The organism is Kitasatospora sp. NPDC048239 (assembly GCF_043202015.1).
Classification (GTDB): Bacteria; Actinomycetota; Actinomycetes; order Streptomycetales; family Streptomycetaceae; genus Kitasatospora.
In genome coordinates this window covers 113,812-136,814 of record NZ_JBICZP010000002.1, presented here as the reverse complement: position 1 = coordinate 136,814, position 23,003 = coordinate 113,812, and the positions used below count along the sequence as shown (strand labels likewise).

Here is a 23,003-nt window from a genome sequence, read left to right as displayed (position 1 = left end):
CGCGCCCGGCTCTTCCCTGCTACCTCGCGTACGGGTTGTCGCTCGGCGGAACCCCCGGCCCAGACTGCTGCGGCGCCTGCCCGGGCACGTTCGGATACCCCGACGGAGCCGGCGGCACCACACCCGCAGGCTCCCCGACCGGCACCTCCCGCGAAGCGGCCCGTCGCCGCAGAACGAAGAACACCACACCCGCCACCAGCACCAACCCGACCACCACCGCGGCCACCATCGGCACCAGACTCCCGGAGTCCGACCCCTCGTCGGCCCTCGGCTGCGCAACCGGCGACCCGACCGGCACGCCACCCTCCGACGGCACCGGAGACGCAGAAACGGACGGGGCCGAGGTGGGCGCCGCACTCGACGGCTTCGGCGGCGACGCCGAGGGCGCGGGCGTCGCCACGACCGGCTCCGGAATCGGGCTCACATCCGCAGGCCCCGGGTCACCGGGCTCCGTCACCGCCACCCGGGGCCGGACGATGCCGTACCCGACGACGTCATTGCGGTTGGAGCCGTCCGTCGGCTTGCCGGCCGTGTTGACGAGGACGCGCGTGATCTGGTTCGCCGTCCAACCGGGGTGCACCGACCACACCAGCGCCGCCGAGGCGGAGACGAGTGCGGTGGCATCGGACGTTCCGTGCCCCTTGCAGTAACCCGACGCCGCAGTACAGGCGTTGTAGATCTCGATGCCCGGCGCGACCAGGTCGACCTGCGGACCCTGCTCCGACTCCGCGGTCACCGTTCCGTCGCGACCGACCGCACCCACGCCGACGACACCGGGGAGTGCCGCCGGGTACTGCAGCGGATTGCCCGACTGGGCCGCGTTCCCGACGCCCGCCACGACCAGAGCACCCTTGGAGGTCGCGTGCGCCACTGCGGCCTTGAGGGCGGTGACGTCATCGGCCGACACCCGCGCCGCCGAGGTCGCCTGCGAGATGCTGATCACCTTCGCGCCCTGGTCGGCCGCGTAGACGATGCCCTGGTCGATCTGGTTGAGGAACTCCGACGAGCTCACGCCCACCGCGTTGTCATTGTTCTTGATCTTGATCGGCAGGACCTTGGCCCCCGGGGCGAGACCGTGGGCGCCGCTGCCGTTCATGCCCTTTCCGGACCCCGCGACGAGCGCCGCCATCTCCGTGCCATGGCTCTCCGTGAAGGCCCCTACGCCGCCCGGGAGACCACTGAAGTCCTTGCCCGGCAGCAACTGCCCGACCAGGTCCGGATGATCCAGCTTGAATCCACTGTCGATCACCGCGACGGTGACGCCCTGCCCCCTGGTCTTCTGCCAGATCTCGGACGCCTTCATGACATCGAGATGCCATTGCTGATCCCGGATGGAGTCCGCCGCGGCCGGCGCCACCGCCGGCCCCGCAACGACACCGGCCGCCAGCAGTAGTGCGGCGAACCCCCGCCCGCGCGCCAGTACGTCTGTCCGCCGCATCCCAGCTCCCTCGTCAGTCTCCCCCTCGGCCGAGGACCGCACCCCGGACAGGCCTGCCCGGCCACCGGGGTGCACCCAGCCCCACACAACGCGCCCGGCTGCACGGCAACTTCCGTGCAACCGGGCGGCCATGCTCTTCCCTGCTACCTCGCGTACGGGTTGTCGCTCGGCGGAGCCGGCGGCTCATACGACGGCGGCCCGTACCCCGGAGGCGGCGGAACCCCCGGCCCAGACTGCTGCGGCGCCTGCCCGGGCACGTTCGGATACCCCGACGGAGCCGGCGGCACCACACCCGCAGGCTCCCCGACCGGCACCTCCCGCGAAGCGGCCCGTCGCCGCAGAACGAAGAACACCACACCCGCCACCAGCACCAACCCGACCACCACCGCGGCCACCATCGGCACCAGACTCCCGGAGTCCGACCCCTCGTCGGCCCTCGGCTGCGCAACCGGCGACCCGACCGGCTCACCACCCTCCGACGGCACCGGAGACGCAGGCACCGTCGCAGGAGCTGACGCGGAGACAGACGGTGCCGCCGTGGTGGCCGGCCCCGGGGAGGGCTGCGTGCCCGGCGGCGCCTCGGCCAACGGGTTCGCATTCGCCGGGCCCGGATCGCCGGGGGTGGTCAGCGCCACCCGGGGGCGGACACCGCCGTAGCCGACACTGTCGTTCCAGCTACTTCCGTCCGTCGGCTTGCCCGCCGTGTTGATCAGCACTCGTGCGATCTGGTTGCCGTTCCAGTCCGGGTGGGCGGCCGACAGGAGCGCCGCCGAGGCGGAGACGATCGCAGTCGCGTCGGATGTTCCATGCGTCTTGCAGTAGCCCGACGCCCCTGTGCAGGAGGTGTACATCTCCATGCCCGGCGCCGCCAGGTCGACCTGCGGCCCGTGCTCGGACTCGCTGGTGACCAGGCCGTTTCGATCGACGGCGGCCACAGCCATGACACCGGACAGCGCCGCCGGGTAGAGCAGCGGATTTCCCTGCTGGCCGCTGTTCCCGGCGCCCGCCACCACCAGAGCACCCTTGGCGGTCGCATGCGTAACAGCCGAACCAAGCTCGGAGATATCCGTCGGCGAAACCCCGGTGGAGCCGGCCACCGAGGAGATGTTGATGACCTTGGCACCCTGGTCGGCCGCATAGACGATGGCCTGGTCCACCTGCTTGAGGTAGCCCGACGCGTCGATCGGATTCGCGGCATCGCCGTTGGTGTTGATCTTCAATGGCAGGATCTTGGCTCCTGGCGCAAGTCCGTAGGCCCCCTTGCCGCCCAGGCCCTTGCCGGTACCAGCGATGAATCCGGCGATTCCGGTGCCGTGGCCGGTCGCATCGACCCCGACCCCGCCCGGGAGGCCGCTGAAGTCCTTCCCCGGTAGGAACTGGCCGCTCAGATCAGGGTGGTCCATCTTGAAACCGCTGTCGATCACGGCAACAGTGGCGCCCTGCCCCTTTGTGGTCTGCCACATCTCCGGTGCCTTCATGGCGTCCAGATGCCACTGCTGCTCACGGATCGAGTCCACCGCGGCCGCAGGAACCACTGCTGGTCCCGCAATCACACCCGCCGCCAGCAACGCTGCCGCGAGCCCGCGCCACCCAGCCCGAAGTCCCGTCCGCCGCATCCCAGCTCCCTCGTCAGTCTCCCCGTCAGCCGAGGACCGCGCCCCGGACAGGTCTGCCCGGCCACCGGGGTGCACCCAGTGGCCGGGCAGTTGTTCCAGTCCTACTCAATCACGCCGGGGTTGCTCTGCGGCGTTCCGTTCGTCCAGGTCTCATCGTCCTCGTGCAGGTAGTCGGCCCGCTTGCGCCGGTCGCGCTCGCTCCTGCCGGCGCCACCTGCCGCCCCGCCGCCCATCATGCCGTTCTGGCCGGAACGAGACCCGCCCTCGGGACCGGTGCCACCGGCACCACCGGCGCCGCCCGCACGGTTGCGCAGACCGCTGCCGCCCGGGGTGAACTCGCCCCCGGCGGTCGGTCCCTTGCGGCCACCGACCGTACCGCCGCCGGTGGACGTGAGGCCCCGACCGCGCGAGCCGGTGGCGCCGCCACCACCCGCACCGCCGTGCATACCGCCGGCGCCCATGCCACCGGGGCCACCGGGCGCACCGCTCCGACCGGCCTGAGCCTCGCGCGAGCCGAAGACCGGCCCGCCACCCGTCGCCGGCGCACCGTTCTTCGACGAGGCCGGGCCACCGCCGAAGGTGCTCGGACGGCTCGGGTTCACGCTGCCGGTCCTGCTCTGGGTCGACCCGCCGCCCCCGCCGGGGAACCCGGGGAAGACCGTCGGACCGGTACCGGGGAAGGCGGGACCGCCACCGGGACCACCCGGAGTGCCCGGAACACCGGGACCGCTGGGCGGCACGATGCCCGGAACGCCCGGGGTGGTCGGCCCCGGCACGGTCGGCAGCGTCGGCACGCTGTTGATGTCGGTGCCGGGCAGCTGCGGCAGGCTCGGGTGCGTCGGCGCCGGGCCGGGCACGACACCCCCGGGGTCGGTCGGCAGCGGCGGCAGGGTGCGCGGCGGAACCGGAGGCGGAGTGGGTTCGGGCCGACCCGGGTACTGCGGGCCGGGCGTGGGCGGCACGCTCGGCGGGGGCAGCCCCGGACCCCGGTTGCGGTCACCGCCACTGGGCGGACCGTAGCTTCCGCTGCCTCCGTCGACCTTCGGGCTGCGGACGCTTCCGCCACCCGACCCACCGCGGCCGCCGCCGCCAACGGACACGTCCTCGCTCTCGTGGACGTCCTTGGGGCCGTCCCCGGGCGTACCTGGCAGCTCAGGCAGCTTCAGCCCGTTCAGCTTGGTGGTCGCGGCCTCGTACGCCTGCCCCAGCTTCTCCATCTGGTGGATGGCTTCCTGGTGCGCGACCTCGACCCGCTTCTGCGCCGCCTGGGCCTCGGCGGAGGACACCCAGGTGGGGTCCTCCTTCTTCATGATCGCGTCGGTGATCGCGGTCGGGCTCCCGATGCCGAGCAGACTCATCGACGACGGCTTCAGGCTCGGCTGCTTGCCGTGCCGGTCGACCGTCGCGATGTCGGTCTTCGGGACCTCGGGCACACCGGTCTTGGCGCTGCTGAGCGCCTCGCCCGCCTCGACCATCGCCTCGCCGGCGCCCTTGGAGTACTCGCTGATCATCGCGGCCGACTTGTTCAGGTCGGTCGCCCAGGCCTTGAAGTTCTCGGCGGCCGGACCCTCCCACTGGATCTGGCCCAGGTGAGCGGCCAGTGCACGGCTCAGGTCGTCCAGGACCCGGCCGGCGGCCTTCAGCTGCGTACCCCGGCCGGTGACCTTCCCCGGATCCGTGGTGGCGACCATGGACTTGAGCTTGCCGTGCTCAATTCCCTCGAAGTTTGTTCCGCCTGCCATCAGTTACTCCCCGTGTCCGTCAGTGCTCCGCCTCGGATCACCATCAGAACTCCACGCCCTTCGGCCCCGCCGCCGGGGTGTACGTACCCGCGTTCTTGGCGACGGCCTTCGAGGCGGCGGTCTGGTGCTCCTCGTTGCTCCCGTAGTTGACCGCCGTCTGCGCGACCGCCTCGCTCATCTTCGCGATCTGGTCGGCGAAGCTCTTCGACAGCTGGGCGATCGCCGCATGCGTCTTGTCGTAAGCGGCCATCAGGTCCGTGGACTCGCTGAAGCCCGTCCCGAGGTTCCCCGCGTTGAGCCGCTGCTCCTTGAGCTTGTCCTGGGCCGCATCCGACCCCTCAAGCGAGGCCAACAGCGCGTCGACCTTCTTCTTGAAGGCGGTCAGCGTCTCCAGCTCGATCTTGACGTCCGCGCTGCCGAAGGCGGACACCAGCGCCGAGGCGCTCACCTCCGTCTGAACCGCACTGATCGCGTTCTCGACGAACCCGAAGATGCCGTGACCAGTGCTGAGCACGAACGGTGTGTCGTCCAGAGGCGGCGTCGTCGCGCCGCCTGTCGTCCCCGCCGCGCCGCCGCTCTGAGCCGCGTCTGCCACCGCAATCCACCTCTTCCCCCGTGTGCGGGCGCCGCCGGGGAGACGCCCCGGCCACTGCACCGCAACACACCGTCAACTTCTCGGTCGTACAGTCTGATCGACGTACCGTCCGCCCTGTGGGACAGCCGCCGCCACGACCATCGTAGCCACCACCCCTGACGGACGGGCAGGGCCCATGGCAGGACCGAGCCCGATCGGTACGAACTTGACACGTACAACCCGGCCGGGAGGCCGACCAGGCCCACCGGCCAGCCCCCCGCCGCCCCACCGACCCGACCCGCCCCACCCGCCGGACAGGCCCTAGACTGGCCCGGTCCGGTTGAACCCGGTACGACCTCATCTGCCGCGCAATGTCGCACAGCAGCGACCCCCGCCCCCGTTCACCCACCGGGGCGGCCTGCAGCGGGACGGACGTGATCAGGTGTCATCCGGGCAGCCCAGCACCCCCTGGTGGGCCAGGGCCGCCCGCCCGGCCCGGCCCCCGCTCCCCCTCGCGCCGATGCTCCGCGCCGCCGTCGGCATGGCGCTGCCGCTGGCACTCGGGCTGCTCACCCACCGCCTGGACCTCGGCGTCTTCGCAGGCCTCGGCGCGATGCACGCCACCATGAACGACCGGACCGAACCGACCCGCCTGCGCGCCCCGCGGATCGCCGCCGCGGTGCTCGCCTCCGCCCTCGGCATGCTGGTCGGCACCGCCCTCCAGAAGGCCGCCCTCCCGGGCACCGGCACCACCCTCGCCGTGGCCGCCGCCCTCACCCTCACCGCCTTCGCCTCCGGCGCACTGAGCGCCACCGGCCCGCGCGGTTCGGCGGCGGGCCTGCTGCTGCTCGTCTCCGCCGCGCTCGGCAGCGGCATGCCGCTGCCCCACCCGTGGTGGGCCGCGGCGCCGATGATGCTGGCCGGGGCTGCGTTGGTGATCGCACTCGGCCTGCCCCACCGCAGCCACCGCCGCCCGCGGGCCGACCCGCGGGGCCGCGCCCTGGCCGCCGCGTACGACGCACTCGGCCGCACCCTCGCCGATCTCGGCACACCGCGCGGCGCCTCCTCCCGCCAGGTGCTGACGGCCCGTCTGAACCAGGTCCAGGACCTGCTCCCCCGCCCCCGCGGAGCCGAGCCGCCCCGCACCGCCGGGCTCCGTCGGATGTACGCGGCTGCGCTGGCCGCCACCGAGGCCGCCAGCGGACTGCTCTGGGCCTGGCGGCCCGTCCCGCCCGAGGTCGCCGCCGTCCCCGGTCTGCTGGCCCGCGCGGTGGAGCGCGGCGGCGGCGAGGTGACCGTGCCCGACTGGCAGCCGGACACGCCGTCCCGCCAGGCCCTGGACGTGGCCCTGCGCGCCGCCGCCGAGACGGTGGCCGGCCGGGCGGCGGTGCTCGGCACCGCACCGCCGCCACCGCCGGACCCCTGGCGGCTCCGGGTCCGGCTGCTCTCCCGCGGCTCGGTCCGGTACGGCCTGCGGGTGGCCCTCTGCATCGCGGTGGGCGAGGCCGTCACGGCCGCGCTCCCGCTCAGCCGGAGCTACTGGGTGCCGATGACGATCGCCTTCGTCCTCAAGCCCGACCTCGGCTCGGTGTTCCTGCGCGCGGTCAGCCGCTCGGTCGGCACGGTACTGGGGGTGGCCGTCACGGCGGCCGTGCTGTCCGCCACGACCGACGCCTGGGTGCTGACCGCCATCGCCGCGCTCTGCGTGGCGCTTCTCCCCTATGTCACGGCGGCGCACTACGGCCTGAACACCGTCGCCATGACGCCGATGGCACTGATCCTGCTCCAGCTGGGCGGCCAGAGCGGCGCGGCCGAGTTCCGGCCCCGGGTGCTGGACACCGCGCTCGCCAGCGCCATCGTGCTGCTCTTCGGCTGCCTGCTCTGGCCCGACCGCCCGCGCCACCGGATAGAGCCCCGGCTGGTGGACGCGACCACCGCCCTCCGGTCCTACCTCTCCTCCGTCACCCGGACCGCCGGGGACGCCGAACCGGTCGCCGAGGTCTGGCTGCGCCGCACCGCGTACCGGGCGCTGGCGGACGCCCGCCAGGAGGTGCGGCAGGGGCTCAGCGAACCGCCGCCGACCGGGCGGCTGGCCGAGCAGTGGCTGCCCGCGACCGCCGCGCTGGAACGCCTCAGCGGCGCGGTGGCGGCCTACGCGGCACAGCTCAGGTACGGCGGCCGGGTGCCCGACCCGGTCGAGGTGGCCCGGGTCCGGCGGGCCCTGGACGAGCTCACCCGGGCCGCCCGCGAGCACCGCCCGCCGACCCGGTCCGCGGCCCGCCCGACCCGGCCGCACGACCCGACGCGCAGTGCGCTGGGCCGTGCGGCGGACGAACTCGAAACGCTGCTGCGGACCTGAGGCCCAACGCCGCCCCGCAGGCGGGGGCTTGAAGACGGGCCCTACGCCCGGGCGGTCCTCAGACCTGCTCGGCCAGCTCCATCCAGCTCATCTCCAGCTCCTCCTTCTCCTCCCGGACACCGCGCAGCTGCGTGTCCAGCTCGGCGACCTTGGAGAAGTCGGCGGCGTGCTCGGCGAGCTGGGCGTGCAGCTTGGACTCCTTCTCGTCCAGCTTGGCGATCTGGCGCTCCAGCTTCTGCATCTCCTTCTTCGCCGCCCGCACGTCCCCGGCCGACATCCCCGCGGACTCCGCCACCGGGGCGGGCGCCGCCGGCGCCGCCGCCGCGGCCATCCGGGCCCGCCGCTCCAGGTACTCGTCGACGCCGTTCGGCAGCATCCGCATCTTCTTGTCGCCGAGCAGGGCGTGCACCACGTCCGTGGTCCGCTCGATGAAGAAGCGGTCGTGGCTGATCACGATCATCGAGCCGGGCCAGCCGTCGAGCAGGTCCTCCAGCTGGTTGAGCGTCTCGATGTCCAGGTCGTTGGTCGGCTCGTCCAGGAACAGCACGTTCGGCTCGTCCATCAGCAGCCGCAGCAGCTGCAGTCGGCGCCGCTCGCCACCGGACAGGTCGCCGACCGGTGTCCACTGCTTGTCCTTGCCGAAGCCGAACTGCTCGCACAGCTGGCCGGCGCTCATCTCCCGGCCCTTGCCGAGGTCGACCCGCGAGCGCACCTGCTCCACGGCCTGCAGCACCCGGGTGGTCGGCTCCAGCTCGACGACCTCCTGGGACAGGTAGGCGAGGCGCACCGTCTTGCCGACCTTGATCACGCCGGAGACGGGCTGCACGTCCCCCTCCGAGGCGTACGCGTCGCGCAGCGCGCGCAGCAGCGAGGTCTTGCCCGCGCCGTTGACGCCCAGCAGGCCGATCCGCTCGCCGGGGCCGAGCTGCCAGGTGAGGTTCTCCAGCAGCAGCTTGGGGCCGGCCTTGACCGTGACGCCCTCCAGCTCGAAGACGGTCCGCCCGAGCCGGGCGTTGGCGAACTTCATCAGCTCGCTCTTGTCCCGCGGCTCCGGCACATCGGCGATCAGGGCGTTGGCGGCCTCGATCCGGTAGCGCGGCTTGGAGGTGCGGGCGGGGGCGCCGCGGCGCAGCCAGGCAAGCTCCTTGCGGGCCAGGTTCTGGCGCTTCTGCTCCTCGGTGGCCTCGATCCGGGTGCGCTCGGCGCGGGCGAACACGTAGTCGGAGTAGCCGCCCTCGTACTCGTGCACGGAGCCGTGCTGGACGTCCCACATCCGGGTGCAGACCTGGTCGAGGAACCAGCGGTCGTGGGTGACGCAGACGAGGGCCGAGCGCCGGGCCTGGAGGTGCTTGGCGAGCCAGGCGATGCCCTCGACGTCGAGGTGGTTGGTGGGCTCGTCGAGGACGATCAGGTCGGGCGAGCCGAGCAGCAGCTTGGCCAGCGCGATCCGGCGGCGCTCGCCACCGGAGAGCGGGCCGATCACGGTGTCCAGGCCGTCGGCGAAGCCGGGCAGGTCGAGGCCGCCGAAGAGGCCTTCGATGATGTCGCGGATCCGGGAGTCGCCGAGCCACTCGTGGTCGGCGCGGCCGGCGATCACCTCGTGCCGGATGGTGGCCTTCGGGTCGAGCGAGTCGTGCTGGGTGAGGACTGCCATCTCCACCCCGCCGACGTGGGTGATCCGCCCGCCGTCCGGCTCCTCCAGCTTGGCGAGCATGCGGATCAGGGTGGTCTTGCCGTCGCCGTTGCGTCCGACGACGCCGATCCGGTCCCCCTCACTGACGCCGAGGCTGACCCCGTCGAGAAGGGCCCGGGTGCCGTAGACCTTCGTGACGGACTCGATGGTGGCGAGGTTGACGGCCACGTGTGCTGCGCTCCTGGGGTTCGACGTTCTCGGGGAAGGCCCCGATCTCCCCAGCCTAGTGGGCCGCCCTCACCCCGGCCGCCGAGCGCCCACCGGCCCGAGCCCCGCCCCCAGCCGCAAAGCCCCCCGCCCCGGCCGCCAAGCCCCGGCCGCCGAACACCCGCCGCCCCGAGCCCCCCCGGCTCAGCCCCCGAACACCTCAGCCCCGAGCACCTCGGCCCCCGGGACCGGCCCGTAGGTCGCGTGCGCGGCACGACAGGTGCCGGACCGCCGCAGCGCCTCGGCGACCGCCGCGGCGGAGTCGGCGTCCTTGGCGAGGAAGGCGCAGGTCGGGCCGGAGCCGGAGACCAGGGCCCCGATCGCCCCGGCCTCGGTGCCCGCCCGCAAGGTGTCCGCGAGCGCGGGCCGCAGCGAGAGGGCGGCCGGCTGCAGGTCGTTGGCGAGCGCGCCGGCCAGGGCGGCGGCGTCGCCCTCGGCCAGGGCGGCGAGCAGCCCGGGGTCGGCGTCGGGGGTGGCCACGTCGGTGTCGGAGGAGCCGGTGCCGGCCTCCTCGCGCAGCCGGTCGCACTCACGGAACACGGCCGGGGTGGACAGCCCGCCGTCGGCGACGGCGAACACCCAGTGGAAGGTCCCGCCGACCGGCAGCGCCTCCAGGATCTCCCCGCGCCCGCGGCCCAGGGCGACGCCGCCGAGCAGGGCGAAGGGCACGTCGGAGCCGAGTTCGGCGGCGAGCTCCAGCAGCACCTCGACCGGCGTCCGCAGCTCCCAGAGGGCGTCGCAGGCGACCAGCGCGGCCGCACCGTCGGCGCTGCCGCCGGCCATGCCGCCGGCCACCGGGATGGCCTTGGCGATGTGCAGGCGGAGGTCGGGCTCGGCGAGGCCGTGGTGGGCGGCGAGCAGCCGGGCCGCGCGGGCGGCGAGGTTGCCGTCGTCCAGCGGGACGGCGTCCGCGTCCGGGCCGGAGCAGGTGAGGGTGATCCCCGTGCCGGGCTCGCCGTCCGCCGCCGTGACCTCGTCGCCGAGGGCGACCGCGAAGAACACGTTGGCCAGGTCGTGGAAGCCGTCGGCGCGCAGTCCGCCGACTCCCAGCTGCACGTTGACCTTGGCGGGGACGCGCACGGTGACGCTCACTCGGACTCCTTCGGCGGCTTGTGCTCGGCGATCGCGGCGAACTGCTCCACCGTCAGCATCTCGCCGCGCAGCTTGTGGTCGATCCCGGCGGCGGCGAGCGCCTGCTCGGCCCCGGCCGGGGAGCCGGCCCAGCCGGACAGCGCGGCGCGCAGGGTCTTGCGGCGCTGGGCGAACGCGGCGTCGACGACCGCGAACACCTCGGTACGGCTGGCCGTGGTCTTCGGCGGCTCGTGGCGGATCAGCGAGACCAGCCCGGAGTCGACGTTCGGGGCGGGCCAGAACACGTTGCGCCCGATGGCACCGGCCCGCTTGACGTCGGCGTACCAGTTCGCCTTGACGGAGGGGACGCCGTACACCTTGTTGCCGGGCTTGGCGGCGAGCCGGTCGGCGACCTCGCTCTGCACCATCACCAGCGTCCGCTCGATGCTGGGGAAGGTGGCCAGCATGTGCAGCAGGACGGGGACGGCCACGTTGTAGGGGAGGTTGGCGACCAGCGCGGTGGGCGCCGGACCGGGCAGCTCGGCGACCTCCATGGCGTCGCCGAACACCAGGTCGAAGGCCTCGGCCCGGTCGGGCATCCGGGCGGCGACGGTGTCCGGCAGGTGCCGGGCGAGCACCGGGTCGATCTCGACGGCGGTGACGTGCCGCGCGACCTCCAGCAGCCCCAGCGTCAGCGAGCCGAGCCCGGGGCCGACCTCCACCACGGAGTCCTCGGCCGTCACCCCGCCCGCCCGGACGATCCGGCGCACGGTGTTGCCGTCGATGACGAAGTTCTGCCCGCGCTGCTTGGTCGGCTTCACGCCGAACGCGTCGGCCAGCGCCCGGATGTCCGCGGCGCCGAGCAGATGGCTGTCAGGGGTGGGGTCGGTGGTGCTCACCCGCCAAGGATACGGGCGGGCAGGGCCCGCGGAGTTCGGCGACCACGGCGGGGCCGGCCTCCACGGGTCGGTGCCCCGAGGGCACCGAGGGCCCGGCGCCCCTTGCCGAACCGTTTCCGCGGACCGCCGTCCGTTCGACCGGCCCGCCCTGCTCAGTAGCCGAAGGCCCGCGCCGTGTTCGCCGCGATGGCGGTGGCCAGCTCGTCCTCGTGCAGGCCGAGCGTGTCGGCCATCGACCGCACCGTGACCGGGATCAGGTACGGCGCGTTGGGCCGTCCGCGGTAGGGGTGCGGAGTGAGGAAGGGCGCGTCGGTCTCGACCAGGACGCGGTCGAGCGGGGTGGCCGCGAGGGCGTCCCGCAGCGGCTGGTTGGCCTTGAAGGTGACCGGGCCGGCGAAGGAGAGGTACCAGCCGTGCTCGGCGCAGACCTTGGCCATCTCGGCGTCGCCGGAGTAGCAGTGGAAGACGGTGCGCTCGGGGGCGCCCTCCGCCAGCAGGACGGCGATGACGTCCTCGTGGGCGTCCCGGTCGTGGATCACCAGGGCCTTGCCGTGCCGCTTGGCGATCTCGATGTGGCGGCGGAACGACTCCTTCTGGATCTCCACCCCCTCCGGACCGGTCCGGAAGTAGTCCAGGCCGGTCTCGCCGACGGCGACCACCTGCGGCAGCGCGGCGAGCGCGTCGATCTCGGCGAGTGCCGCGTCCAGCGCGCCCTGCCCGCCGGCCTGGCGCTGCTGCCCGGACCAGCCGTCCGGGTCGCCCAGGAAGATCCGGGGCGCCTCGTTGGGGTGCAGCGCGACGGCCGCGTGCACCTGCTCGAACCGGGCCGCCAGCTCGGCGGCCCAGCGCGAGCCGGGCACGTCGCAGCCGACCTGGACGACGGTGGTGACCCCGACCGAGGCGGCGCGGGCCAGGCCCTCGTCGGGGGTACCGGACTGCATGTCCAGGTGGGTGTGCGAGTCGGCCACCGCCACCGCCAGCGGGGCGGGCAGCGGCGGTGGGGTCGACCGGTCGTCGTCCTTCTTCGGCATCAGGAGGCCGGCTTCTCTTCCAGGCGCGGGAACAGGATGTCGCCCTTGGTGACGGTGGCACCGGCGGGCAGCCGGCCCCAGTCCGCCACGGTGGCGATGGTCTGCGCGGACAGCTCGCCGAGGCCCTCGGCGGCCCCCAGCGAGGTCCAGAGCTTCTCGGCGGTGCCCGGCATCACCGGGTTGAGCAGCACCGCGGTGGCCCGCAGCGCCTCGGCGGCGGTGTAGAGGATGGTCGCGAGGCGGGCGCGGCCCTCCTCGGAGTCGTCCTTGGCCACCTTCCACGGCTGCTGCTCGGTGAGGTAGCCGTTGACCTGCTTGACGAACTCGAAGACCGCCGCGAGGCCGCCCGCGAAGTCCAGCTCCTCGCCGATCTTCCGGTCGGCGGTGGCGGCCGCCGCGGTGAGCCCGTCGGCGACGGCCTGCTCGGCGTCGCCGTGGTCCGCCGAGGCCGGCAGGGCACCGTCGAAGTACTTGCCGACCATGGCCGCCACCCGCGAGGCGAGGTTGCCGAAGTCGTTGGCCAGCTCCGAGGTGTACCGGGCGGTGAAGTCCTCCCAGGAGAAGGAGCCGTCGGTGCCGAACGGGATCGCCCGCAGGAAGTAGTAGCGGTACGCGTCAACGCCGAAGTGCGAGGTCAGGTCGGTCGGGGAGATGCCCGTCAGGTTGGACTTGGACATCTTCTCGCCGCCGACCATCAGCCAGCCGTTGGCGACGACCCGCTTGGGCAGCGGCACGCCGGCGGCCATCAGCATGGCCGGCCAGATCACCGCGTGGAACCGCAGGATGTCCTTGCCGACCAGGTGCACCGAGGCGGGCCACAGCTCGGCGAAGCGCTCCGGGTCGCTGCCGTAGCCGGCCGCGGTGATGTAGTTCTGCAGCGCGTCCACCCACACGTACAGGACGTGCTTCTCGTCCCAGGGCAGCGGCACGCCCCAGTTGAAGGTGGAGCGGGAGATCGAGAGGTCCTTGAGGTCCTGCTCGACGAAGCGCAGCACCTCGTTGCGGGCCGCGGCGGGCTGGATGAAGTCCGGGTTGGCGGCGTAGAACTCCAGCAGCTTCGGGCCGTACGCGGAGAGGCGGAAGAAGTAGTTCTCCTCCTCCAGCCACTCGACCGGCCGCTTGTGGACCGGGCAGAGCTTCTCGCCCTCGGTGGCGCCGTCCAGCAGCTCACCGGGGAGCTTGTACTCCTCGCAGCCGACGCAGTACGGGCCGGAGTAGCCGCCCTTGTAGATCTCGCCCTTGTCGTAGAGGTCCTGGACGAACTCCTGCACCCGGTCGGTGTGCCGCTGCTGGGTGGTCCGGATGAAGTCGTCGTTGGCGATCTCCAGGTGCTCCCAGAGCGGCTTCCACTCCTCCTCGACCAGCTTGTCGCACCACTCCTGCGGGCTGACGCCGTTGGCCTCGGCGGTGCGCAGGATCTTCTGACCGTGCTCGTCGGTGCCGGTCAGGTACCAGACCTTCTCGCCGCGCTGGCGGTGCCACCGGGTGAGGACGTCGCCCGCCACGGTGGTGTACGCGTGGCCGAGGTGCGGGCGATCGTTGACGTAGTAGATCGGGGTCGAAACGTAGTACGCCGGGGTCTGGTCCCCGGTGGTGCTGTGTTCTGCAGTGGCCGCCATGGTCGGAAAGCTTAGTCGCGCGCGCGGGCCGCCCTCGACCGATTACTTCGGGGGCGGCCCGGCGCCGGCGGCCGTTCGCGCCGGTGCGGCGGCGGCCTCCCGGGCCCTGTCCGGCCCGGGCGGCGGTCAGCCCGCCAGCCGCGACCGGATCCGGGCCCAGAGTCCGCGCGGCCGGTCCGCCCCGGCCATCGCCGGGGGGTCGGCGGGCTCGGCGTGCGCCGGGTAGCCGGGGGCGTGGTGCCAGGACTGGTCCGCGATGGCCACCCGGCCCTCGCGCATGATCCGGACGGTGTGCCCGCCGCAGCCCGGGCAGGTCGGCTTGAGCAGCGGGGACGGCACCCGGACACCGTTGGCGTGGTACTCGATCACGACGTGCCCGTCCCGGGCCGTGTGGTGCTCGATGTCGTACGCCTGCTCCCACCCGTACCCACAGCTCAGGCACGCGAAGGAGTAGGCCTCCCGGACGGTCTCGACGGGAGTGTGCACCCGGCCCGCCGGGCCGGGGTCGCTCAGCGCGTTACCACCGAGGGGGCTACCGATCGTCTCGCTCATAGCCGTCTCCCAGCGCCCGCCGGACGCTCGCCCGGCTGGGTCTTTCCATCCCAGGGAATGCCCGAACCGCCCCGGCCGATACCCGTCTTGTGAAGACTTGGACGCGGGTTGGGAATCCCTATACGAAAGGCGGGTTCCTGCCCGGAAAGCGCGACCAAGACTTCAGCTCAGCGGGTGTTTAGCCCGGGCCTTCTCTCCAAGGTACGCGCCGTCGCCGGGCCCGGCACCCCCGCTTTTCACCCGCTTTTCGCGCCCGCGCCCCCACCGGTTTCCCGCCCTACTTCGCGGGTCCGGCCACGGCGCCGTTCTTCGCCCCGTCCTTCGCCTCGTTCTTGGCCGCGACGACCGCGTCGAACACCTCCCGCTTGGGCAGCGCCAGCTCGGCCGCCACGGCCGCGATGGCCTCCTTGCGGCGCTCTCCCGCCTCCTCCCGGACGGCCACCCGGCGGGCCAGCTCGGCCGGGGTCAGCTCCGACGGGCCGGCCGGCGGGGCGCCCGCGACCACCACGGTGATCTCACCCCTGACCCCCTCGGCGGCCCAGGCCGCCAGCTCCCCGATCGGGCCGCGCTTGACCTCCTCGTAGGTCTTGGTCAGCTCGCGGCAGACGGCGGCCGGCCGCTCGACGCCGAACGCCTCGGCCATCGCCGCCAGCGCCTCCGCGATCCGGTGCGGCGCCTCGAAGAAGACCATGGTGCGCGGCTCGTCGGCGACCGAGGCGAGCTGGCGGGCCCGGTCCCCGGTCTTGCGCGGCAGGAAGCCCTCGAAGGTGAAGCGGTCCACCGGCAGGCCGGACAGCGCGAGCGCGGTGAGCACGGCGGACGGGCCCGGCACCGCGGTCACCTTGATCCCGGCGGCCACCGCGGCGGCGACCAGCCGGTAGCCCGGGTCCGAGACCGAGGGCATCCCGGCGTCGGTCACCAGCAGCACCCGGGCGCCACCGAGCAGCGCCTCGACCAGCTCCGGGGTCCGGCCGACCTCGTTGCCCTCGAAGTAGGAGAGCACCCGGCCGGCCGGGGCCACCCCGAGCGCCTGCGTCAGCCGGCGCAGCCGCCGGGTGTCCTCGGCGGCGATCACCTCCGCGGTGGCCAGCTCGGTGAGCAGTCGGGGCGGGGCGTCCGAGACGTCGCCGATGGGGGTGCCTGCGAGAACGAGTACTCCTGTCACGGGCCCCATCCTCGCAGCTTCCGGAGGCCCGGGGCTTTTGGTGACGATTCGGGCAGCTTCGGAGGGAGCCGCCGCCCGCTCATCACACGCCCCTACGATGTGGCGGATGAACGGCGACACGGCGGCGCAGACGCCCACTGGTACAGACCACACCCCCCAGGGTGGCGTCGGCGTGCCGGTCCTCACGGACCAGCCGTCCCCCCCGGTCCCGGGTCCGCGCGAGCCCGCGCACGACAGGCCGCAGCCGCCGCGCCCGGCCTGGCTGCGCGTCCTGGCCCGGCACGGCTACACCCCGCCCGAGCCGGCCCCGCTGGCCGAGCGGCTGGTGCCGCCGATGCCGGACGGCCGGGGGGTGACCCCGCGCCGGGTCGAGCCCTCCGCACTGCTGCTGCGGCTCGGCATAGCCGTGCCGGCGGGCCTCTGGTCGTGGCTCTGCCGCTGGGCGGGCTGGCTGGGGCCGCTGGCGGTGGCACTGTTCGGCGGGGCGCTGCGGTTCACGAACCTCGGCGAGCCGCACGCGATCATCTTCGACGAGACGTACTACGCCAAGGACGCCTACGCGCTCTGGCACGGCGGCTACGAGACCAACTGGTCCGACAACGCCAACCAGCTGATCATGACGCCCGGCGAGGCGGTGCCCTACCGAAGCGACGCCTCGTACGTGGTGCACCCGCCGGTCGGCAAGTGGATCATCGGCTTCGGCGAGCAGCTGTTCGGGATGAACCCCTTCGGCTGGCGCTTCGCGGTGGCGCTGCTCGGCACCCTGTCCATCCTGATGGTGGCCCGGATCGGCCGCCGGCTGTTCCGCTCGACCCTGCTGGGCTGCGTGGCCGGCCTGCTGCTGTCGGTGGACGGGCTGCACTTCGTGCTCAGCCGGGCCGCCCTGCTGGACCTGGTGGTGATGTTCTGGATCCTGGCCGCGTTCGGCTGCCTGCTGCTGGACCGCGACCACACCCGGGCCCGGATCGCCGCCCGCCTCGACGGCGTCCAGGACGCGGTGCTCGCCCGGCGGATGAACCTGGGCTGGCGCCCGTACCGGATCGCCGCCGGCGTCTGCGTGGGCCTGACCTGCGCGACCAAGTGGAGCGGGATGTACGTGGCGGCGGCCTTCGGCCTGCTGACCGTGCTCTGGGACGTCGGCTCGCGCCGCCTGGCGGGCGCCCCCCGGCCCTACCTGTGGACGCTGGTCCGGGACGTGGTTCCGGCCTTCGTGTCGGTCGTCGTGGTCTCCGTGGCCGTGTACATCGCCTCCTGGTGGGGCTGGTTCGCCAGCAGCACCGTGCCCGGCAAGGGCGGCTACGGCCGTGACTGGGCGGTCGGCCGGGACGGCGCGACCTGGCTCCCCGAGGGCCTGCGCGCGCTGTGGCACTACCACTCCACGGTGTACGACTTCCACACCCACCTGACCAGCCCGCACACCTACCAGTCCAACCCGTGGAGCTGGCTGCTGGTCGGCCGGCCCGTCTCGTTCTTCTACGAGTCCCCGAAGGCCGGCCAGAGCGGGTGCACCGCGAACGAGTGCGCCCGCGAGGTGCTCGGCATCGGCACCCCGCTGCTCTGGTGGACGGGCGTACTGGCGCTGGCCTACTGCCTGTGGCGCTGGGCCGCCCGGCGGGACTGGCGGGCCGGCGCGGTGCTCTGCGGCCTGGCCGCCGGCTACCTGCCGTGGTTCGCCTACCAGCAGCGGACGATCTTCCTCTTCTACGCGGTGGCCTTCGTGCCGTTCCTGGTGCTCGCGGTGACCATGCTGGTGGGCGCGCTGATCGGCCCCGCACACGCCTCCCGGGACCGCCGGATCATCGGCTCGGCGGTGGCCGGACTGCTGATTCTGCTGATCATGTGGAACTTCCTGTTCTTCTACCCCCTCTACACGGGGCAGACGATCCCGATGGACGACTGGCGCAAGCGGATGTGGTTCAACAGCTGGATCTGAGGGCCGGATCCGTCCGAACGTGGTACGCGACACGTACCAGATCCGTCACAAGACCCCGGCATTTCGTCGGCGCACTGAGCTCCTCTGCCTAACCTGAATGCCGAACGCGTATCCGGCACCTCCGGCTGCGGCCAGTCGTCAGACCCTTGGGGGAGCAGCACCATGCGCAGAGGCGCGAAGATCGGCATCATCACCGGCGTGTCCGTCGCCGTGCTCGCGGGCGGCGGCTACGGGGCCTACAGCCTCGTCGGCGGGTCCGACGACTCCGGCGCCGCCAAGGCCCCGAAGCCGCGCACGGTGGTCTCCGAGCCCCCCAGCGCCGAGCAGGCCGCGGCCGGCGCCAAGGACTTCCTGGACGCCTGGGCCGCCGGTGACATCGCCAAGGCCGCCGCGCTGACCGACGACCCGGCCGCCGCCACCACCGCGCTCACCGACTTCAAGGACAAGGTCAAGCCGAGCGGGCTGACCCTGGCTCCGTCCGGTCCGGCCACCCCGGCGGCCTTCGCCTCGGCCACCGGCACCCCCTCGCCGGCCGCCGCCGCCAAGCCCTCGGCCTCCGGTACGCCGGCCGCCACGGGCTCCGCGGCCGACACCGAGACGCCGCCCGCGGGCCCGACCGGGGTGCTGATGGGCTTCAAGGCCAAGGCCGAGTTCGAGGGCACCAACAAGGCCTGGGACTACAACGGCTTCCTCAGCGTCGTGAAGATGAGCGACAACACGCCGTCCGTGCACTGGGCCCCGTCGGTGATCCACCCGCACCTGGGCCCGAACGAGGTGATCTCCACCCAGCCGGTCTTCTCCCCGCCGAGCAACGTGGTGGACCGCAACAACAGGCCGCTGCAGGGTGCCTCGATCACCCAGGCCCTGCTGGCCACCCTCCAGGACAACGCCCGCAAGATCCTCCAGGCCGACCCGACCAAGGACCAGAGCGACGCGGGCAGCGGCGTGGTGATCACCGACGCGGCCGGCAAGGGCACCACCGACAAGCTGTTCACCATCATCGAGCCCAAGCCGGCCAAGCCGTTCAAGGTGACCATCGACAACGCGGTGCAGGCCGCCGCCGAGAAGGCGATGACCGACCTCGGCGGCAAGCAGGGCTCGATCGTCGCCATCGAGCCGAGCACCGGCCAGGTGCTGGCCTTCGCCAACGCCCCGGCCACCGGTCAGAACCGGGCCTTCACCGGCCTGCTCGCCCCCGGCTCCACGATGAAGATCGTCACCTCGGCCGCCCTGCTGGAGGCCGGGGTCTCCCCCGACACCGTGGTGGCCTGCCCGGCCAAGAGCAGCAACCCGCAGGCGATCCCGAACTCCTTCACCGAGGTGTACCCGAACAACACCCTCCAGCAGGACTTCATGATCTCCTGCAACACCGCCTTCATCGACCAGGGCCTGGCCAGCCTCAAGGGCGGCACGCTCTCCGCCACCGCCAAGGACGTCTTCGGCGTCGGCCTGGAGTGGAAGACCGGCCTGCCCAACGCCGACGGCCGGGTGCCGGACGCGGGCTCCAACAAGGACGAGCAGGCCATGCAGTCGATCGGCCAGGGCAAGGTCCAGATGAACCCGCTGGCGATCGCCTCGGTCACCGCCACCGTGCAGAGCGGCGAGTTCAAGCAGCCGATCCTGGTCGCCGAGCTGCCGCAGCAGAAGGCCGCCCGCAACCTCTCCCCCGACGTCGCGGGCAAGCTGCGCTCGATGATGGCCGCCACCGCCAAGGACGGCACCGCCAAGGCCGCGATGGCCGGGATCGCGGACAACGCGGGCGCCAAGACCGGCTCCGCCGAGGTGGCCGGCATGGCCACCACCAACAGCTGGTTCACCGCCTACCGGGGCAACATCGCCGTCGCCGCCGAGGTCCAGGCCGGCGGCCACGGCGCGGACGCGGCCGGCCCGGCCGTCGCCGCCGTCATCAAGGCCGCCGGCAACCGCTGACCGCCGGTCCCCGGCCCTCCCCTGCCCCGGTGCTCAGCGCCGGGGCAGGGGCACGGTGGGCACCGCCCGGGCCAGCAGGCAGTTCGCCGGTATCCGCGGCCGCCCGCTCCAGCGGTGGGCCGCCAGCCGGGGCCAGATCACCAGCACGACCGGCAGCGCCAGGTAGCCGAAGCGCCCGGCCGGCGCCAGCATGAAGGCGATTGCCAGCCCCGCCGCCAGCAGGTCGGCGGCGGCGATCGCGGAGACCGGCGGGCGGGCCAGCAGCCAGATCGCCACCCCGACCCCGCCGACCGTCATCAGCGCCAGCGAGACGGTGTGCCCGGTCGGCCCGAACCCGGCCAGCACCTTGCCCGGCAGCGGGCTGCCGGCCGGGGTCTGGATCGCGGTCAGCCCCAGCGGGAACCGCACCACCTGCTCGCGCAGCGCGTCCGCCCTGGCCAGCGCCGACGGCAGGATCACCGCCAGCCCGGCGCCGAGCGCGGTCAGCCCGGCCCGGGCGGCCGGCCGCCGCCCGTAGAGCCGCCAGAGCAGCAGCACGGCCACCGGCAGCGCCGGCCAGGCCGTCCACTTCAGGGTGCAGGCCAGCGCCAGCACCAACCCCGCCTGGATCGTGCGGTCCCGCTCGGCCAGCGCCATGGCCAGACAGCAGACCCCGATCAGCGGCAGGTCCACCCCGCCGACCACCAGCGCCAGCGCTATCAGGGGCGACGCCGTGAGCACGGCCAGCGGCAGCAGCGGCGCTCGGTCCCGGGAGGGCCGCAGCAGCCGCCAGCTGGCCAGCAGACAGCTCAGGAAGGCCAGCGCGAACCAGATCCGGGCGTCCCCGAGCAGCTGCGTCACCGGGCTCCCGTTGCCCAGCAGCGCGCGCGGCATCCCGAACAGCGTCATCGCCGGCAGGTACGGGTTGTAGTCGGTCACCACCACCGGGTGCGACAGGTACGGGCTGCCGGTGGTGAGCAGCAGGTGCGCCGAGCGTTCGACCACCATCACCTCGGACTGGTGGCGGCCCTGCAGGGCCAGCACCACCAGCGGCACCAGGACGGCGCCCAGCAGGGCGACCCCGGCCGCCACCCGCGCCGCGAGCCGGCGGGGCAGGACGACGCAGAGCAGCCCGGCGACGGCGTACGCGGGAGCCGCGACGGCACCCCAGAGCCGCTGGTTGGGCAGGTCGGAGACGACGGGGAAGGCGGCCGCCCAGACCGCGGCGATCGCACAGCCGAGCAGTTGGACCCAGCGCTGCGAGGCGAGCCGGGCCTGCATCAGCCTTTCGGGCGGGGGGAGCTGGAGGCCCTCGCCACGCTGACGGGGGAACGGACGGGGGGCCAGTCCGCGGCGCAGGCGCTCGCGTCTGGTCGGCGGACCGGCCGCCGCGGGCGGGGTCGGTGTGCCGCTACGGCCGGTGAAGCGGCCGCGTGGGCGGGACGGGCCGGGCGTGCGGGTGCTCACCATGGAGGAAGGTTATGGGTGGGGGCCGCGCCCTGTCGCCATGTCGGGGCAGGGAGTGTCCGGTGGGCTTGGCGGGGCCGCCGGGGCGTGGTTCCGGCCGGCGGCCCCGCGAAGCGGGCGTCGGGGCTCAGCCCCTCGGGGCGTCGGCCGACTCGGCCTGCTGCTCCTGGTTCAGCTTGGAGTGCTTGATGCTGTAGCCGAAGTAGACCGCCAGCGCGACGACGAGGGCGATCGCACCGGCCCGGAAGGTGTCGGCGTGCAGGCCGGTGATCAGGTAGATGCAGAAGCCCACGCTGATCAGCGGGACGACCGGGTAGCCGGGCACCTTGAAGCCGCGCGGCAGGTCGGGCTGGGTGCGGCGCAGGATGATCACGCCGACCGAGACCACCGAGAAGGCGATGAGGGTGCCGAGGCTGGTGATGTCGGCCAGCACGTTCAGCGGGATGAAGGCGGCCAGCAGGGCGACGCCCACGCCGACCACGATGGTGTTCCAGACCGGGGTCCCGGTCCGCGGCGAGAGCTGGGCGAAGCGCTTGGGCAGCATGCCGTCGCGGCCCATCGAGTACAGGATGCGGGTCTGGCCGTAGATCACCACGAGGGTGATGCTGAAGATCGAGATGATCGCGCCGATCGCGAAGACCATCGCGGGCCAGCTCTGCCCGGTGATGTCCTGCAGGATCTGGGCCAGGCCGGCCTCCTGGCCGTCGAACTTCTCCCAGGGCTGGGCGCCGATGCCGACCAGGGCGACCAGGATGTACAGCAGGGTGACCACGACCAGCGAGATGATGATCGCCAGCGGCAGGGTGCGCCGCGGGTTCTTGACCTCCTCGCCGGCGGTGGACACGGCGTCCAGGCCGATGAACGAGAAGAAGATGCTGGAGGCCGCGACCTGCACGCCGCCGATGCCCAGCGGCATGAACGGGGTCAGGTTGCCGGAGTGGAAGCCGGTCAGGCCGACGCCGATGAAGAGCAGCAGGATCAGGATCTTGACGGCCACCATCGCCGCGTTGACCTTCACCGACTCGCTGACGCCGCGGATCAGCAGGACGCAGACCAGCGCGACCAGGATCAGCGCCGGCAGGTTGAACCAGTGGGTGCTGTCGGGCGCGCCGGAGACCGCCTCGGGGATCTGCACCCCGAAGGCCAGGTCGAGGAACTTGTTCAGGTACTCGGCCCAGCTCACCGCGATCGCGGAGGCCGAGACGCCGTACTCCATCAGCAGGCAGATGCCGACGCCGAACGCGACGCCCTCGCCGAGCGTGGCGTAGGCGTACGAGTAGGAGGAGCCGGACACCGGGATCGCGGAGGCCATCTCGGCGTAGCAGAGCGCGGTGAGGCCCGCGGTGACGGCCGCGATCACGAAGGACAGGATGACGGCCGGACCGGCCTCCGGGACGGCCGTGCTGAGCACGAAGAAGATCCCGGTGCCGACGGTCGCGCCGATGCCGATCGAGGACAGCTGCCAGAGGCCGATCGAACGCCGCAGGTGGATGCCGGAGCGTCCGCCCTCCTCGGGCGCACCGGCGGGGAGGGCGTCGCGGCCCTCGCTCTCGGCGATCAGGGTGGATACGGGCTTGCGTCGCAGCAGACGCGCGCCGAGGGTGTTGCTGGCCAAAACCTGATCCTTCTAGGCGGGGGAGGCTGTCCTAGCGGCCGGTCACCGAGGATGCCGTGGGGTGTCATCGGGGACCAACCGAACAAAGATGGGACAGTACCCCGCGAAAGCACC

The 23,003-nt window shown here is 73.0% G+C and carries 16 protein-coding genes; 3 read left to right on the top strand and 13 right to left on the bottom strand.

Annotation, left to right across the window (positions count from 1 at the left end; all coding sequences use genetic code 11):
- Positions 1–19: 19 nt before the first annotated feature.
- From mycP (ACGFZP_RS04625) to ACGFZP_RS04610, 4 genes are all read right to left on the bottom strand, one after another.
- The gene (gene mycP, locus ACGFZP_RS04625) at positions 20–1,438 is read right to left on the bottom strand and encodes a type VII secretion-associated serine protease mycosin (RefSeq protein WP_392928547.1); all 1,419 of its coding nucleotides are present in this window, start codon (positions 1,436–1,438) and stop codon (positions 20–22) included.
- A 143-nt stretch (positions 1,439–1,581) separates the two neighbouring features.
- Positions 1,582–2,955: a type VII secretion-associated serine protease mycosin gene (gene mycP / locus ACGFZP_RS04620; protein WP_392928545.1), complete on the bottom strand. Its 1,374-nt coding sequence runs from the start codon at positions 2,953–2,955 to the stop codon at positions 1,582–1,584.
- A 200-nt stretch (positions 2,956–3,155) separates the two neighbouring features.
- A complete protein-coding gene (locus ACGFZP_RS04615) occupies positions 3,156–4,796 on the bottom strand; it encodes a WXG100 family type VII secretion target (protein ID WP_392928543.1) in 1,641 nt (546 codons plus the stop codon).
- A gap of 43 nt (positions 4,797–4,839) precedes the next feature.
- Positions 4,840–5,391 (bottom strand): hypothetical protein, encoded by a 552-nt coding sequence (locus ACGFZP_RS04610; protein WP_392928542.1) that lies wholly within the window; start codon positions 5,389–5,391, stop codon positions 4,840–4,842.
- Between the two features lie 421 nt (positions 5,392–5,812).
- Here ACGFZP_RS04610 and ACGFZP_RS04605 point away from each other — a divergent pair, with 421 nt between their 5' ends.
- On the top strand, positions 5,813–7,729 hold the full coding sequence (locus ACGFZP_RS04605; protein ID WP_392928539.1) for an FUSC family protein: 1,917 nt from the start codon (positions 5,813–5,815) through the stop codon (positions 7,727–7,729).
- Positions 7,730–7,787: 58 nt separating this feature from the next.
- Here the strand turns inward: ACGFZP_RS04605 and ACGFZP_RS04600 are convergent, their stop codons facing one another.
- From ACGFZP_RS04600 to rsmI, 7 genes are all read right to left on the bottom strand, one after another.
- Positions 7,788–9,590: an ABC-F family ATP-binding cassette domain-containing protein gene (locus ACGFZP_RS04600; RefSeq protein ID WP_392928537.1), complete on the bottom strand. Its 1,803-nt coding sequence runs from the start codon at positions 9,588–9,590 to the stop codon at positions 7,788–7,790.
- Positions 9,591–9,773: 183 nt separating this feature from the next.
- Entirely contained in the window at positions 9,774–10,721 is a 948-nt protein-coding gene (locus ACGFZP_RS04595) for a 4-(cytidine 5'-diphospho)-2-C-methyl-D-erythritol kinase (RefSeq protein WP_392928536.1), read from the bottom strand.
- Positions 10,718–11,599 (bottom strand): 16S rRNA (adenine(1518)-N(6)/adenine(1519)-N(6))-dimethyltransferase RsmA, encoded by an 882-nt coding sequence (gene rsmA / locus ACGFZP_RS04590; protein ID WP_392928533.1) that lies wholly within the window; start codon positions 11,597–11,599, stop codon positions 10,718–10,720. Before rsmA ends, ACGFZP_RS04595 begins: the two co-directional genes overlap by 4 nt.
- 152 nt (positions 11,600–11,751) lie before the next feature.
- Positions 11,752–12,630: a TatD family hydrolase gene (locus ACGFZP_RS04585; RefSeq protein ID WP_392928530.1), complete on the bottom strand. Its 879-nt coding sequence runs from the start codon at positions 12,628–12,630 to the stop codon at positions 11,752–11,754.
- Positions 12,630–14,249 (bottom strand): methionine--tRNA ligase, encoded by a 1,620-nt coding sequence (gene metG, locus ACGFZP_RS04580; RefSeq protein WP_392928528.1) that lies wholly within the window; start codon positions 14,247–14,249, stop codon positions 12,630–12,632. Before metG ends, ACGFZP_RS04585 begins: the two co-directional genes overlap by 1 nt.
- 126 nt (positions 14,250–14,375) lie before the next feature.
- Complete coding sequence (locus ACGFZP_RS04575) at positions 14,376–14,801, bottom strand: hypothetical protein (RefSeq protein ID WP_392928525.1); 426 nt, start codon at positions 14,799–14,801, stop codon at positions 14,376–14,378.
- Positions 14,802–15,078: 277 nt separating this feature from the next.
- Positions 15,079–15,966: a 16S rRNA (cytidine(1402)-2'-O)-methyltransferase gene (gene rsmI / locus ACGFZP_RS04570; protein WP_392928523.1), complete on the bottom strand. Its 888-nt coding sequence runs from the start codon at positions 15,964–15,966 to the stop codon at positions 15,079–15,081.
- Positions 15,967–16,072: 106 nt separating this feature from the next.
- On the opposite strand from rsmI, the gene ACGFZP_RS04565 reads away from it, so the two are divergent.
- Entirely contained in the window at positions 16,073–17,899 is a 1,827-nt protein-coding gene (locus ACGFZP_RS04565) for a phospholipid carrier-dependent glycosyltransferase (RefSeq protein WP_392928522.1), read from the top strand.
- 162 nt (positions 17,900–18,061) lie between these two features.
- Entirely contained in the window at positions 18,062–19,828 is a 1,767-nt protein-coding gene (locus tag ACGFZP_RS04560; protein WP_392928520.1) for a penicillin-binding transpeptidase domain-containing protein, read from the top strand.
- Positions 19,829–19,861: 33 nt separating this feature from the next.
- Here the strand turns inward: ACGFZP_RS04560 and ACGFZP_RS04555 are convergent, their stop codons facing one another.
- Together ACGFZP_RS04555 and ACGFZP_RS04550 are read right to left on the bottom strand one after the other, a co-directional pair.
- Positions 19,862–21,277 (bottom strand): glycosyltransferase 87 family protein, encoded by a 1,416-nt coding sequence (locus ACGFZP_RS04555; protein ID WP_392928518.1) that lies wholly within the window; start codon positions 21,275–21,277, stop codon positions 19,862–19,864.
- Positions 21,278–21,401: 124 nt separating this feature from the next.
- Positions 21,402–22,889 (bottom strand): amino acid permease, encoded by a 1,488-nt coding sequence (locus tag ACGFZP_RS04550; RefSeq protein ID WP_392928516.1) that lies wholly within the window; start codon positions 22,887–22,889, stop codon positions 21,402–21,404.
- Between the last annotated feature and the right edge of the window lie 114 nt (positions 22,890–23,003).

Bases quoted from the DNA above. Each gene is read 5' to 3' on its own strand.
- mycP (WP_392928547.1), bottom strand. From the start codon at position 1,438: ATGCGGCGGACAGACGTACTGGCGCGCGGGCGGGGGTTCGCCGCACTA.
- ACGFZP_RS04615 (WP_392928543.1), bottom strand. From the start codon at position 4,796: ATGGCAGGCGGAACAAACTTCGAGGGAATTGAGCACGGCAAGCTCAAG.
- ACGFZP_RS04585 (WP_392928530.1), bottom strand. From the start codon at position 12,630: ATGCCGAAGAAGGACGACGACCGGTCGACCCCACCGCCGCTGCCCGCC.
- metG (WP_392928528.1), bottom strand. From the start codon at position 14,249: ATGGCGGCCACTGCAGAACACAGCACCACCGGGGACCAGACCCCGGCG.
- ACGFZP_RS04575 (WP_392928525.1), bottom strand. From the start codon at position 14,801: ATGAGCGAGACGATCGGTAGCCCCCTCGGTGGTAACGCGCTGAGCGAC.
- ACGFZP_RS04565 (WP_392928522.1), top strand. From the start codon at position 16,073: ATGAACGGCGACACGGCGGCGCAGACGCCCACTGGTACAGACCACACC.
- ACGFZP_RS04560 (WP_392928520.1), top strand. From the start codon at position 18,062: ATGCGCAGAGGCGCGAAGATCGGCATCATCACCGGCGTGTCCGTCGCC.
- ACGFZP_RS04555 (WP_392928518.1), bottom strand. From the start codon at position 21,277: ATGGTGAGCACCCGCACGCCCGGCCCGTCCCGCCCACGCGGCCGCTTC.